This window comes from Janthinobacterium sp. GW822-FHT07H10, assembly GCF_058798675.1.
On sequence record NZ_JBXAKS010000001.1, the window covers coordinates 733,937 to 748,587 of the forward strand.

Annotated in this window: 9 protein-coding genes and 1 tRNA gene; 9 read left to right on the top strand and 1 reads right to left on the bottom strand. The window is 65.1% G+C overall.

Features of this window, described 5'->3' with window-relative positions; translation table 11 throughout:
- Window positions 1–239: 239 nt before the first annotated feature.
- From pepN to AC1RDJ_RS03350, 3 genes are all read left to right on the top strand, one after another.
- The gene (pepN, locus tag AC1RDJ_RS03340) at window positions 240–2,894 is read left to right on the top strand and encodes an aminopeptidase N (RefSeq protein ID WP_493026474.1); all 2,655 of its coding nucleotides are present in this window, start codon (window positions 240–242) and stop codon (window positions 2,892–2,894) included.
- Window positions 2,895–2,992: 98 nt separating this feature from the next.
- The gene (locus AC1RDJ_RS03345; protein ID WP_071322204.1) at window positions 2,993–3,994 is read left to right on the top strand and encodes a class 1 fructose-bisphosphatase; all 1,002 of its coding nucleotides are present in this window, start codon (window positions 2,993–2,995) and stop codon (window positions 3,992–3,994) included.
- Window positions 3,995–4,109: 115 nt separating this feature from the next.
- A tRNA-Thr gene (locus tag AC1RDJ_RS03350) sits at window positions 4,110–4,185 on the top strand.
- Between the two features lie 95 nt (window positions 4,186–4,280).
- On the opposite strand, the gene AC1RDJ_RS03355 is transcribed toward AC1RDJ_RS03350, so the two are convergent.
- Window positions 4,281–5,681: an aminotransferase-like domain-containing protein gene (locus tag AC1RDJ_RS03355; RefSeq protein ID WP_493026475.1), complete on the bottom strand. Its 1,401-nt coding sequence runs from the start codon at window positions 5,679–5,681 to the stop codon at window positions 4,281–4,283.
- Between the two features lie 578 nt (window positions 5,682–6,259).
- On the opposite strand from AC1RDJ_RS03355, the gene AC1RDJ_RS03360 reads away from it, so the two are divergent.
- The 6 genes from AC1RDJ_RS03360 (at window position 6,260) to AC1RDJ_RS03385 (ending at window position 14,627) form a co-directional block, all read left to right on the top strand.
- Complete coding sequence (locus tag AC1RDJ_RS03360) at window positions 6,260–6,613, top strand: hypothetical protein (RefSeq protein WP_071322206.1); 354 nt, start codon at window positions 6,260–6,262, stop codon at window positions 6,611–6,613.
- Between the two features lie 247 nt (window positions 6,614–6,860).
- Window positions 6,861–9,272, top strand: a complete 2,412-nt coding sequence (locus AC1RDJ_RS03365) for a catalase (RefSeq protein ID WP_493026476.1) — start codon at window positions 6,861–6,863, stop codon at window positions 9,270–9,272.
- Between the two features lie 219 nt (window positions 9,273–9,491).
- Entirely contained in the window at window positions 9,492–11,186 is a 1,695-nt protein-coding gene (locus AC1RDJ_RS03370) for an MFS transporter (protein ID WP_493026477.1), read from the top strand.
- Window positions 11,173–12,378, top strand: coding sequence for an HlyD family secretion protein (locus tag AC1RDJ_RS03375; RefSeq protein ID WP_493026478.1), 1,206 nt, complete (start codon window positions 11,173–11,175; stop codon window positions 12,376–12,378). The genes AC1RDJ_RS03370 and AC1RDJ_RS03375 overlap by 14 nt, the downstream gene beginning before the upstream one ends.
- Window positions 12,375–13,781: an efflux transporter outer membrane subunit gene (locus tag AC1RDJ_RS03380; protein ID WP_493026479.1), complete on the top strand. Its 1,407-nt coding sequence runs from the start codon at window positions 12,375–12,377 to the stop codon at window positions 13,779–13,781. Before AC1RDJ_RS03375 ends, AC1RDJ_RS03380 begins: the two co-directional genes overlap by 4 nt.
- 207 nt (window positions 13,782–13,988) lie before the next feature.
- Window positions 13,989–14,627 (top strand): tetratricopeptide repeat protein, encoded by a 639-nt coding sequence (locus AC1RDJ_RS03385; RefSeq protein WP_335589258.1) that lies wholly within the window; start codon window positions 13,989–13,991, stop codon window positions 14,625–14,627.
- The last annotated feature ends 24 nt before the right edge of the window (window positions 14,628–14,651 follow it).

Genomic DNA, 14,651 nt, shown 5'->3' on the forward strand with positions numbered 1-14,651 from the left:
CTTAGTGTTCTTAATGATTAGCTGCAACTCATTGTTGGCAGGCGCAATTCATCGCTTAGTATTATAAGAATAGTTCCATTTGTTTCCATGCATTATTACAGAATGTTACCGAGCATGTCGGCGTGTAAGGGAATCCCACATTCCCTGATATGAATCGCTGCAAATGGCCGGTGAATCGGTCCGTTCCGGGCCTGGTGTTGGTAAAATAGGCTTTTGCCTCCGCTCCCACCCAAATCCCTATGCGCACAGACAGCCCTCAGACGATTTACCGCAAAGATTACACGCCGCCCAGCTTCCTGGTTGACAGCGTCGAACTTGGTTTCGATCTCGATCCCGCCCGCACAGTGGTGGCGAGCCGGATCCGCATGCGCCACAACCCGGCCAGCAGCAGCCGCAGCATCGAATTGCACGGTGAACACATCGAACTGGTGATGGTGCGCCTGAATGGCAAGGTATTGAAGCCGTCGCAGTACAAATTGACGGCCAGCATGCTGACCATCCCGAAGGCGCCGGACGAGGTGCTGCTCGATATCGAAACGCTGCTGGCGCCGCAAGACAATACGTCGCTCTCCGGCCTGTATGTATCGAACCATAATTTCTTCACGCAGTGCGAAGCGGAAGGCTTCCGCCGCATTACCTTCTTCCCGGACCGTCCCGACGTGATGGCCAAGTACACGGTCATGCTGCGCGCCGACAAGGAAAAATATCCGGTGTTGTTGTCGAACGGCAACCTGATCGAAGAGGGCGACCTCGGCGATGGCCGCCATTACGCCAAGTGGGAAGACCCGTTCAAGAAGCCGTCCTACCTGTTCGCGCTGGTGGCGGCGCGCCTGGTGTGCCAGGAGGAGCGTTACACCTTGCAGTCCGGCCGCGAAGTGCTGCTGCAGGTGTGGGTGGAAGACGGCAACCTCGACAAGACCGATTACGCCATGCAGTCGCTGAAGAATTCCATCCGCTGGGATGAGGAACGCTTCGGCCTGGAGCTGGACCTGGACCGCTTCATGATCGTTGCCGTGGGCGACTTCAACATGGGCGCCATGGAAAACAAGGGTCTGAACATCTTCAATACCAAGTATGTGCTGGCCAATCCGCGCGTGGCGACGGACGTCGACTACGCGGGCATCGAGGCGGTGGTCGGCCATGAATACTTCCATAACTGGACCGGCAACCGCGTCACGTGCCGCGACTGGTTCCAGCTGTCGCTGAAGGAAGGCCTGACGGTGTTCCGCGACCAGGAATTTTCGGCCGACATGATCGGCACGGACACGGGCCGCGCCGTCACGCGCATCGACCAGGTGCGTACCCTGCGCCAGGCGCAGTTCCCTGAAGACGCGGGTCCGATGGCGCATCCCGTGCGTCCCGATTCCTTCGTCGAGATCAATAACTTTTATACGGTCACGATCTACGAAAAGGGCGCCGAAGTGGTGCGCATGTACCAGACCCTCGTGGGCCGCGAGGCTTTTCGCAAGGGCATGGACCTGTACTTTGAGCGCCACGATGGCCAGGCCGTGCAGTGCGACGACTTCCGCGCCGCCATGGCGGACGCGAATGGCCGCGATTTCACGCAATTCGAGCGCTGGTACAGCCAGGCCGGCACGCCGGTGCTGAAAGCGTCCACGCGCTACGACGCCGCCAGCCAGACGTTCGAGCTGACCCTGGCGCAAAGCTGCCCCGCCACGCCGGGCCAGCCGAAAAAGCTGCCTTTCCATATTCCCGTCAGCGTCGGCTTGCTGGGCGCGGATGGCCGCGACCTGCCGCTGCATGTTGACGGCGTGGCGTCGGACGGCGCCACCAGCGTCGTGCTGGAACTGACCGAGGCGTCGCAAACCTTCCGCTTCACGAACGTGAAGGAAGTCCCCGTGCCGTCGCTGCTGCGCGATTTTTCCGCGCCCGTGGTGCTGGAGTACGGCTATACCGATGCCGAACTGCTGCACCTGTTCCGCCACGACAGCGACGCCGTCAACCGCTGGGAGGCGGGCCAGCGCCTGGCCATGGAGCGCCTGCTGAAACTCACCGAGGCCGTGGCCGCCGGCGAAACGCTGGCGCTGGACGACACCTTCATCGAAGCGCAGCGCGCCTTGCTGGCCGACGAAACGCTCGATGCCGCCTTCCGCGAACTGGCCCTGATCCTGCCGTCGGAAACCATCATCGCCGAGCGCATGGCGCAAGTCGATCCGCAGGCGATCCACACGGCGCGCCAGTTCATGCGCCGCACCATCGCCGCGGCCCTGAAGCCCGAATTGCTGGCGCAGTATCACGCCAACCAGACGCCGGGCGAATACAGTCCCGACGCCCTGTCGGCCGGCAAGCGCGCGCTGAAGAACCTGGCCCTGTCCTATCTGCTGATCGCCCCGGGCGAAGCGGAACTGGCCCTGGCGCAGCAGCAGTTCGACAGCGCCGGCAACATGACGGACCGCGCCGCCGCCCTGGGTGCCCTGATTCATTCCGGTTCGCCCTCGCATGCGCAGGCGGCGCTGGCCAGTTTCTATAGCGACTTCGAGAGCGAGGCGCTGGTGGTCGACAAATGGTTCGCCATGCAGGCGGCCGCGCCATCGACCGACGTGCAGGCCGTGCGCCAGCTGATGACGCATCCGGCTTTCACCTTGAAGAACCCGAACCGCGCGCGCAGCCTGATTTTCAATTTCACCAACGCCAATCCATCGCAGTTCCATGCGGCTGACGGCAGCGGCTACGCCTTCTGGGCCGAGCAGGTCATCGCGCTCGACGCCCTGAATCCGCAGGTGGCCGCGCGCCTGGCGCGCTCGATGGACCGCTGGCGCCGTTATGTGCCGGCCCTGCAAAGCCACATGCGCGACGCGCTGGAAAAGGTGGCGGGCCAGGCCAGCTTGTCGAACGACGTGATGGAAGTCGTTTCCAAGGCATTGGCGAATTAATTTTTGGGGGCAGGCCCGCCGGGACCCGGCGTCCCCGTCTGCCCCCGGCTGTTATCCTGGCTTAAGCAAAGAAATACCATTAAAACAAAAGGGAATTCATGAAACGCATCAGTCTTACGCAATACCTGGTTGAAGAGCAACGCTCGAACAACAGCATTCCGGCCGAACTGCGCCTGCTGATCGAAGTCGTCGCGCGCGCCTGTAAAACCATCAGCCACGCCGTCAGCAAGGGCGCGCTGGGCGAGGTGCTGGGCACGGCCGATACGGAAAACGTGCAGGGCGAAGTGCAGAAAAAGCTCGACATCATCTCCAACGAGATTTTGCTTGAAGCGAATGAGTGGGGCGGCCACCTGGCGGCCATGGCGTCGGAAGAGATGGAATCGATCCATCCGATTCCGAACCGCTATCCGAAAGGCGAATACATGCTGCTGTTCGACCCATTGGACGGTTCGTCGAACATCGACGTCAACGTCTCGATCGGCACCATCTTCTCCGTGCTGAAGGCGCCGGACGGCATGGGCGAGCCGACGGAGCAGGATTTCATGCAGGCGGGCGCCAAGCAAGTGGCGGCCGGCTACGCCGTGTACGGCCCGCAAACCATGCTGGTGCTGACCTTCGGCAATGGCGTGAACTGCTTCACCCTGGACCGCGAGATGGGTTCGTGGGTGCTCACGCAAAGCAATATGCAGATTCCGCCGACGACCAAGGAATTCGCCATCAACATGTCGAACGCGCGCCACTGGCATCCACCCGTGAAGCGTTATGTCGACGAACTGCTGGCCGGCGACACGGGCCCGCGCGGCACCAATTTCAACATGCGCTGGATCGCCTCGATGGTGGCCGACGTGCACCGCATCCTGAACCGCGGCGGCATCTTCATGTACCCGGCCGACCTGCGCGACACCTCGATGCCGGGCAAGCTGCGCCTGATGTATGAAGCGAACCCGATGGCCTTCATCGTCGAACAGGCCGGCGGCGCCGCCACCGACGGCCAGCAGCGCATCATGGACATCGCCCCGCACAAGCTGCACCAGCGCGTGCCCGTCTTCCTCGGCTCGAAAGACGAAGTGGCCCGCGTGACGGCTTACCACGCGGAGTAAAAGCCCCACTTTTCCCCTTTTTTTGGCGGCCCGCGGCAGGGCCGCTAAAAAAAATGAAAAAAGATCGCATTGACACTAGCAAATTTTGTGCATTGTTTGTAGAATGTGGGTCTTCGCCGTTGTAGCTCAGTTGGTAGAGCAGCACATTCGTAATGTGAAGGTCGCCAGTTCGATTCCGGCCAACGGCACCAAGTATTCGCAGTAGAAAAAAACCCACCGTGCAAACGGTGGGTTTTTTTTCGCCCGCGTTTCTGTCGCCCGCCTGCGCCGACGGTGCCTTGGCGGGCTAAATCACGAATTCGTGCCGCATGGCCGGCTTGTGCGCCAGCAGCAGCGACAGTTTTTTGAGGGCGTTGGCCAGCCGCGCGCGGTCGCGGATGCTGCCCAGCGAGATGCGGATGGCGTTCGGCGGGCCGTTGTCGTAGAAGGCGTCGGAGGCCGTGACGGCCACGCCCTGGGCGCGGGCCGTGGCGGCCAGTTCGCGCGAGGTCCAGTAGCTGGGCAGCGAAAACCATACGTGGATGCCGTCGCTGCGTGCGTGGCTGCTGCCCGTCAGGATGGTGTGGATCACGTCCTGGCGCGCATCGGCTTCGCTGCGCACGCCGGCCAGCAGGTTGCGCGCAGAGCCGTCGTGTATCCATTGCGTCGCCAGCGCTGTCGTCAATGGCGTGGCCATCAAGCTGAATGAGCGCAGCGCCTGCAGGAAGCGTTCGCGCAGCTGCGCGTCGGGCAGCAGTGCATAGGCCATGCGCAAGCCCGGCGCCAGGCATTTCGACAGGGTGGCGATGTAGGACACGTGGCCCGGCGCGTAAAGGGCCAGCGGCGGCGGCGCGTCGGAGGCCAGCAGCCAGTAGGGGTCGTCCTCGATGATGTGCATGCCGCAGCGCTGCGCCACTTGCGTGATGGCCAGGCGGCGCGCGGCCGGCATGGTGCGTGCCGTGGGGTTTTGCAGGGTGGGGTTCAGGTACACGAGGCGCGCGCGGTGCTTGCGGCAGGCCTTTTCCAGCGCCTCGGGCAGCATGCCGTCCGCATCCGTGTCCACGACGATCACCTTGCGGTTCAGCTGTCCCGCGGCCGAGCGCAGGCCGGGGTACACGGCCGGCTCCGTCAATATCGCGTCGCCGGGCCGGCTCAAGGTCAGGATCAGTGCCGCCAGCGCCGCCTGCGCGCCGGGGCAGGCCACCACGTGTTCCGCATCGACCTGGCCGAACATGGGGGCCAGCCAGACGGCGCCCGCCGCGCGGTCGGCCTTGCCGCCGCCGCCCAGGTGATAACTCATCAGCAGATCGCTGTCCGTGCGCATCAGCACCTGCGCCACGCCCTGTTTCAGCAGGTCGTCGAAATCCACGCCGACGGGCGGCGGCGGGATGTTCATGCTCAGGTCCAGCATCTGCGTCAATTCCACTTTCGGCGCGGCCACGTAGGTGCCGCGCGCGCCCCGTCCCTCCAGCAGATTCCTGCGCTTGGCCTCGTCGTAGGCGCGCGTCACCGTCGTCAGGTCGACCTGGAACAGCGCTGCCAGGCGGCGCTGCGGCGGCAAGCGGTCGCCGGGGCGCAGGCTGCCGTCGGACAGCGCGCGTTCCAGCATGTCGGCGATCTGCAGGTAGCGCGGGCCGCCGTGCTGCACGAACGGCGTGGTCCACGCGCTGGTCTGACTGTCTTCTTGTATGGATTTCGACTGGGACATTTTTCTGTATGCATGGATTTTGCCTGTCGATATTATGCGTAAAAGCCTGGCAAAAATCCATACATTTGTGCGGGATTGGCGTTGTCTGCAGAAAAGGACCATGCATAGGCCATCGTCGTTGCCCAACGACGCCTGGCCGCTGCCGGGCGTTTTCCATGCCATATGGCGCCAGGCGTCAGCCGCAGTTGCGGGAAGAAATCGCGCGGCTGCGCCGGCAAGTCGGCAAATTGCGTGTCGATGACGCCATCCGGCAAGACGTGGCATGCCTGCTGGCAAAGCAGGGTGGCCGATGTGCATGCACGGCAGCGTCTATCCCATCTTCACCAGCCTCGCGAGGCCGCTGGAGATGGTTATTTCTGACAGGAATTTAAGTCTGCGCTTCAAGGTGTGGCAGCGCACGGTGGCGCGTGGCCGGCGCGGTTAAGGTGGTGGCAACAGCGTGCCGCTGATGCCGTATTTGATATGGCTCAGTCCGGCAGCGTTTAATCGCTTCTTTTTCCCCGGAAGCGAGGAGAATCATGATTCGGTCACGGCATCGAGCATGGTTGGATTTTATTCATACTTAAAAGGAAACCATCATGAACGCGATTGAAAAAGCCAGTTCCGACCTGAACGGTAACGCCCAGGATACCCGCCAGGATTTGCACCGCAGCATCGACAAGGTGGCAGACCAGGCCCAGCCGTTGATCGACAAGGTGGCCACGCGCGCGCACGACAGCGTGGACCAGGTGGGCGATCGCATCGAGCAGGTCAGCGCCACCGTTGGCAAGGCATCCGAGCGCCTGAAGGCGCGCGGCAAGCAGCTGGGCGCCGCCTGCCAGCGCGCCGGTGAAACGGGCCGCGGCTATGTGCGCGAACGCCCGGCCGTATCCCTGCTGGTGGCGATGGCGGCCGGTTATGGCCTGTCGAAGCTGCTGGGCTCGCGTAAATAGCGTTTGCCGTTGTTTGACGCATTCTTGCTGAGTATTTGTCGTGGGCGCTGGCCCGGTTCGCCACTGTAGCGGACTGGGCCAGCGCCCACGCGCACAAGGTTGTACGGAGCGTGGACAGGCGCTCCAGGTGCTTGTTCGGTGTCCCTTTTTCACCATGTTTGATTGCCCCTGTACGCGCGCTGGCTCGTGCCTTCCTGGAACGCCTTGCAGCGCGATGTTCGTGGGCAAGATACTCACAGGAGATGTCATGGCTAGCAATAAGAAATCGCCATCCACGGATGGCGCCGGTTCCGTATTGAGCAGCATGTCGGGGCCGTCCGAAATCGATCCACCACTGAGCCTGGGCAGCAGCAACCCCATCGCGCAGGCATTGCTGAACAAGGCTGGCGCCGGGCAGGCCCTGTCCGCCGCCATGCCCGACAATCCCAACGTGCTGGGCCAGTACGGCGCGGCGGCGCATGCGCCGGAAGAGGGCGTGCACGTCGCGGTTGAGGAGCCGCTGGCCACGGCCAGCACCACGGGCGAGACGACGCCGTCGCCGAAGGTGGGCGACGGCTTGCCGGAACTGGGCGCGAATGCGCAGAATGCGGCGCTGGACCGCGCCCGCGCCGACGACAGCGGCTGCGTGCTGACGACCAACCAGGGCGTGCCCGTGGGCGACAACCAGAATTCGCTGAAGGCGGGCTTGCGCGGCCCCACCCTGATGGAAGACTTCATCCTGCGCGAAAAGCTCACGCATTTCGACCATGAGCGCATCCCCGAGCGCGTCGTGCATGCGCGCGGTTCGGCCGCCCATGGCTACTTCGAATGCTACAAGGAACAAAGCAAGCTGACGCGCGCCACGCCGTTCGCCAAGGCGGGCAAGCGCACGCCCGTTTTCGTGCGGTTTTCCACGGTGGCCGGCGAGCGCGGTTCGACCGACACGGCGCGCGACGTGCGCGGCTTCGCCGTGAAGTTTTATACGGACGAGGGCAACTGGGATTTGGTCGGCAACAACATTCCCGTCTTCTTCATCCAGGATGCGATGAAATTCCCCGACCTCGTGCACGCCGTCAAGCCCGAGCCGCACAACGGCATCCCGCAGGCGGCCAGCGCGCACGACACGTTCTGGGATTTCGCCTCGCTGTCGCCGGAAATCACGCACATGCTGATGTGGGTCATGTCCGACCGCGCCATCCCGCGCAGCTTCCGCATGATGCAGGGTTTTGGCGTGCATACGTTTCGCCTGGTCAATGCCAAGGGCCAGTCCGTCTTCTGTAAATTCCACTGGTCGCCCATGGCCGGCACGCATTCGCTCGTGTGGGATGAGGCTGTCAAGCTGAGCGGCGCCGATTCGGACTTCCACCGGCGCGACCTGTGGGAAGCCATCGAGTGCGGCGAATACCCCGAATATGAACTGTCCTTCCAGGTCTTCACGGAAGCGCAGGCCGAAGCGTTTCCCTTCGACGTGCTCGACCCGACCAAGCTGATCCCGGAAGAGCTGGTGCCGTTGATCCCCGTCGGAAAAATGGTCTTGAACCGCAACCCCGACAATTTCTTTGCCGAGACGGAGCAGGTGGCCTTCTGCACGGCGCACATCGTGCCCGGCATCGATTTTTCCAACGACCCGCTGCTGCAGGGGCGCATCCATTCGTACGTCGATACGCAGCTGACGCGCCTGGGCGGCGCCAACTTCCATGAGCTCCCCATCAATGCGCCACTCGCACCCGTGCACAACAACCAGCGCGACGGCATCCACCGCCAGGCCATCAACCGCGGGCGGGTGGCGTACGAGCCCAATTCGCTGGCCGGCGGCTGTCCGTTCCAGGCCGGCAGCAAGGGCTTCAACAGCTTTCCCGCCGCGACCGAGGGCGACAAGGTGCGGGGCAAGCCCGAGAAATTCGCCGAGCATTACGCGCAGGGACGGCTGTTCTGGATCAGCCAGACGGCCGTCGAGCAAGACCATATCGTGCACGCGTTCCGCTTCGAACTGAGCAAGGTGCAGACGGTGGCCATCCGCCAGCGCGTGGTGAGCATGCTGCGCAATGTCGACGAGACCCTGGCGCAGCGCCTGGCCGATGCGCTGGGCCTGGCGCTGCCGCCGGTCATGCCGCGCGCCTCGATGCAGCCGATGCCCTCGTATGCGCCGTCGCCGGCGCTGTCGCTGACGTTCCGCCCCGGAAAAACCGGCATCCATACCCTGCGCGTGGCCATCCTGGTCGGGCCGGGCAGCGATGGCGCGCAGGTGCGCAGCATCTATGCCGCGCTGCTGGCCGACGGCGCCGTGCCGCGCCTGGTGGGCAGCCAGCTGGGCCGTGTCGACACGAGCAGCGCCGCGCCGCTGGCCGTCGAGATTTCGCTCGAAGCGGGACCGTCCGTGCTCTTCGACGCCGTCGTGGTGCCTGACGGCCAGGGCGCCGTGCAGCAGCTGGGCGGCGATGCCAACGCGCTCGACTTCCTGCGCCTGCAATACCGCCACTGCAAGCCGCTCCTGGCTATCGGCGCAGGCAGGGGCTTGCTGGACAAGGCCGGCGTGCCGACCACCTTGCCCGATGGCAAGCCCGACCCGGCCATCATCGTCGTGCCTTCGGGCGACGTGGTGAAAGCCGTGGCGGCCTTCAAGAAGGCGCTGGCAGCGCACCGGGCGTTTGCGCGCGAGACGGACCCGCCGCAGGTGTAAGCGCGGGCCAGGTCGGGCGCAGGGCGGGGTGGACCAGCCAGGTCGCCCCTGCCGGTGCACCGCATCGTAGCCTGATTTTTCTTCTTGGCAACACCCGCGATCAATTTAACCAGGCAAAACGGCCTGCGGTGATATGCTGCTGACTGGAACTGCTCATTTGCAACTGTTTGCATAACAACAGCATTGAGTCGTTCCCGCAAACCTGATCGCGATGACCGCATGGACAAGTACACACCTCGGACCTGGGGGCCGGGCGAACGCCCGACCTTGCCCGGGTCGCCATCGATGCCCGAACACCCGACGCCCAAGCGCGTCGCGTATTTCATCGTCGGCCTGATCGTCGCGCTGACGGGAGGACTCGGCAACGGCCTCGTGACGGCCAACCTGCTCAACCTGCAGGGTTCGCTGGGCGCCTATGCCTACCAGATGCAGTGGCTGCCGGCCGCCTACGTGATGACCATCGTCTCCATGAATCTGCTGCTGGTGAAATTCCGCCAGCAATTCGGCCTGCGCCTGTTCACCGAATTCTTCCTCGTGCTGTATGCGCTCGTCACCTTCGCCCACCTGTACGCGAACAGCCTGTCGTCGGCCATCGCCGTGCGGGCCGCGCATGGCATGGTGGGCGGCGCCCTGGGGGTGCTGGGCCTGTACTACACCTTGCAGGCGTTTCCCGCCAAGCACCGGCTGAAGGGCGTCGTGCTGGGCCTGGGCTTTGCGCAGCTGGCGCTGCCGCTGGCGCGCATCTTTACTTCCGAGTTGCTGCAGATCGGCGAGTGGCATGGCCTGTACCTGTTCGAGCTGGGGCTGGCCCTGCTGGCGCTGGGCTGCGTGCTGGCCCTCAAATTGCCGCCCGGCGACCGCATGCAGACCTTCGAACCGCTCGACTTCCTCACCTTCATCCTGTTCGCGCCCGGCATGGCCCTGCTGTGCGCCGTGCTGGCGCAGGGACGCACGGCCTGGTGGATGGAGGCCGAGTGGGTAGGCGTGTGCCTGGCATGCTCCATCGTGCTGATCGCCGCGTCGCTGGCCATCGAGCATAACCGCGCGCGACCGCTGCTCAATACGCGCTGGCTCACCACGGGCAAGATCGCCAAGCTGTTTTTATCGGTGCTGCTGTTTCGCATCGTGCTGTCCGAATCGACGGGCGCCGTCGGCTTCCTGCAGGCGCTGGGCTTGAACACGGACCAGATGCAGAACCTGTTCGTCGTCGTGCTGCTGGGCAGCGTGGCGGGCCTGGTGGTCAGCGCGCTGACGATCAATCCGGCGACCCTGAACCGCTCGCTGATGTTCGCGCTGCTGCTGATCGCCGCCGGCGCCCTGATCGACGCGCATGCGACCAGCCAGACGCGGCCCGTCAACATGTACCTGAGCCAGTTCCTGCTGGCCTTTGGCGGCACGTATTTCCTCGGTCCCACCATGGTGGCCGGCATGGGGGCCGTGATCGCCGAACCGCGCAACCTGGTAAGTTTTTCCGTGATGTTTACCATGACGCAGAACCTGGGCGGCTTGCTCGGTTCGGCCATCGTCGGCACCATCCAGACGGCGCGCGAAAAATACCATTCCAGCTACCTGGTCGAACACCTGACCATGCTCGATCCGCAGGTGGCCGCGCGCGTGCAGTCGGGCGCGGCCAGCTACGGCGGCGTATTGGCCGATCCCGCCCTGCGCAGCGCCCAGGGCGTGGCGCGGCTCGGCGCCATCGCCACGCGCGAAGCCAATGTGCTGGCCTATAACGATGTTTTTTTGATGATCGCCGGCGTCGCCATCGCCACCCTGATCTGGATGCTGGTCAGCCAGTTCTGGACCCGCATCACCATCGGCGCGCGGCGCCTGGTGGGGCCGGTGCGCGACGCGCAAACGGCCATGGCCATCGTCCCCATTACCAATTCGGAACCGAGCAATGACAGAAAATAAGAATCCGCCGCCCGCCGCCACACCGGCGTCGCCCGCCGCCACGCCCGCGCCTGCGGCCAGCGCCCCTTCCGCGGCGCAGCCGGACCGGCGCCACCAGTGGCTGTCCGCGCTGGCCTTTGCCGCCGTGGCCCTGGTGGGCGTGTTGATCGTGCTGTATGCGTGGCGCCTGCCGCCGTTTACCAGTCCCATCGTGACGACGGAAAACGCCACCGTGCGCGGGCAGGTGACGATCATCGGCACGCAGTTGTCCGGCTACGTGGTGGACGTGACGGTGCAGGATTTCATGGATGTGAAGGAAGGCCAGCTGCTGGTGCGCATCGACGACCGCATCTACCAGCAGCGCTACGAGCAGGCGCAGGCCCAACTGGCCGCGCAGCAGGCGGCGCTGTCGAACTGGGCGCAGCAGAAGGCCAGCGCGCAGGCGGGCATTGCCGTCAGCCAGGCGGCGCTGGCGAATGCGGAAGCGCAGGCGCGCAAGGCCAGCGCCGACCTGGGCCGCGTCGAGCAGCTGGTGGCGGACGGTTCGCTGTCGCAGCGCGAGCATGACCAGTCGCGCGCGGCGCAGGCGCAGATGGCGGCCGCGCTGGCACAGGCCAGGGCCAATCTCGACATCGCCCAGCAAAGCGTGCATAGCGTGGTGGTCAACAAGCAGGCGCTGGAAGCGGCCGTGGCGAATGCGCAGGCGGCCGTCAAGGCGGCGAAGATCGACCTCGATAACACGCGCATCGTGGCGCCATCCGATGGCCAGCTGGGCCAGGTGACGGTGCGCCAGGGCGCGTACGTGAATTCGGGGGCGCAGCTGATGGCGCTGGTGCCGCGCCAGATGTGGGTGATCGCCAATTTCAAGGAAACGCAGATGAACGGCGTGCAGGAAGGGCAGAGCGCCACTTTCCACGTCGATGCCCTCGATGGCGCCGTGCTGACGGGACAGGTGGAGCGCATCTCGCCGGCCACGGGCTCGGAGTTTTCCGTGCTGCCGGCCGATAACGCGACGGGCAATTACCTCAAAATTGCCCAGCGCATCCCCGTGCGCATCCGCATCGATCCGGGCCAGGCGAATGCGCGCCGCCTGGTGCCCGGCATGTCGGTGGTGGTCAGCGTCGATACTTCCGCCGTGCTGAACGACTCGGCGGAAAACCCGGCGCCGTCGCCAGCAGCGCCGAAAAAGGCGCCGGCGAAAGCCAAGCCATGAAACGCCGCCATGCAATCGTGGCCGGCGTGCTGGCGCTGGCCGGCTGCGCCGCCAAGGCGCCGCCGCAGCCCCCATCGACCCTGCAGCTGCCGTCCGGCTGGCGCGCGCAGGCCGCCGGTGCGCCGGTGCCCATTGCCACCTCTGATGGTGCGCATGTCGAGCTGCTATGGTGGCACGCCTTTGGCGACCCGGTGCTGAGCAACCTGGTCGGCGAGGCGCTGGCGCGCAACGGCGACTTGCGCGTGGCGCGTGCCCGCGTGCAGGAGTACCGCGCGCGCCTGGCGCAGGCCGATGCGAACCGCGCGCCCAGCCTGGCCTTCGACGGCTCGCCCACGCGCACGCGCACGCTGGCCTACAACGGCGTGCCCTACGTGACGAATGTCTTCCAGGCCGAGCTGCAGGCCAGCTATGAAATCGATGTGTGGGGTCGGCTGGGCAATCTGAGCGACGCGGCCGCCGAGAGCTACCGCGCCGAGCAGGCCAGCCTCGATGCGGCGGCCCTGTCGATCGCCGCCAGCGTGGCCACCGCCTACCTGAATTTGCGGGGACTCGACGCGCAGCTGGCGCTGACGCAATCGACCCTGCAGCTGCGCGAACAGTCGCGCGAACTGGCGCACAAGCAGTTCGAGGTGGGCTACAGCTCGCGCCTGGAATGGCTGCAGGCGCAATCGGAATACCATGCGGCGGCCGAGCAGGTGCCGCAGCTGCAGCGGCAGATCTTCGAGCAGGAAAACGCGCTGGCCATCCTCGTCGGCGGCAATCCCGGCGCCATCGCGCGCGGCCTGCCGCTGGCGCAGCTGAGCGCGCCCGTCGTGCCGGCCGGCCTGCCGTCGGAACTGCTGCGCCGGCGCCCCGACATCGCGCGCGCGGAGCACAATCTGGCGGCCGCCAATGCCAGCCTGGCCGCCACGCGCGACCAGCTGCTGCCGTCGTTCAAGCTGACGGCGACAGGCGGCGGGCAAGCCACCACGCTGACCGATTTCCTGCATGCGCCGAAAGCCTTGTGGCGCCTGACGGCGCTGGCGGCCGGCCCGCTGTTCGACGGCGGCCGCGTGCAGGCGCAGACGGATGCGGCGGGCGCCCAGCGCGACCAGCTGGCGTATGCGTATGAAAACGCGGTGAGGAATGCCTTCGCCGAGACGGAGAACAGCCTGGGCGCCATCCACCGCCTGCGGCAGCAAGCCGTGGAAAACGACGCGCGCCGCGCCACGGCGGCTGACACCCTGCGCATCGCGCACAACCGCTACCGCAACGGCTATGCATCGTACCTGGAAGAACTCGACGCCCAGCGTACCCTGTACAGCGCCGACGTCGGGCTGCTGCAGCTGAAGACGCGCATCCTCGTCGCTTCCGTCGACCTGTACCGCGCCATGGGCGGCGGCTGGTCGGCGGGAGAGCCATAACGACGGCGTATCCGGCGCGGAGCATGCCGGCGGCCGGTGTACTATTCTCACCAGGGAAAGCGACGGCATGGTGCCAGCCGCTCCCGTCACGAACGAGGTTGCAGCATGACGATTTTTGGCATAGGCATTCACATATTGATCGCATTGTTTTTTGCGATTCACGTGGTACGCAACGGGCAGCAGCTGTACTGGCTGCTGATTCTTTTCATGTTTCCGCTATTGGGCAGCGTGGTGTATTTCTTCGCCATCTACCTGCCCAATTCGCGCCTGCCGCAAGGCGCGCGCAAGGTCGCCTCGGTGGCCGTCCAGGTACTCGACCCGAACCGCGAACTGCGCGAGGCGCGCGCCGCCTTCGAGTACACGCCGACGGCGCAGAACCAGATGCGCCTGGCCAGCGCGCTGCTGGAAGCGGGCGATGCGCAAGAGGCGGCATCGACTTATGAAGCCTGCCTGCAGGGCGCATTTTCATCGGACCTGGAAATTCGCCTGGGCGCGGCGCGCGCCTATCTGGAATGCGCGCGCGGTGCCGAGGCATTGACGCACCTGGAATTCATCCGTCGCAGCGATATTCATTTCCGTCCCGAGATGGTGGCCCTGCTGACGGCGCGCGCGCTGGCGCAAAGCGGACGTCAGCCGGAAGCCAGGGCGGAATTCGACGATGCGCTGACCCGCTACGGCAGCTTCGAATGCCGTGCCGAGTATGCAATCTGGGCGCTGCAGCAGGGCGACCAGGTGCTGGCCGAGCGCCTGCTGCTCGATATCGACAGCGCCATGGCCCGCTGGAGCAGCCATACGCGCTCGATGTATGCGCCGCTGCTGGCGCGCCTGGAGGCGGCACGCAAGTAGCGGAAGGTCGGTTGCCGGCTGCGT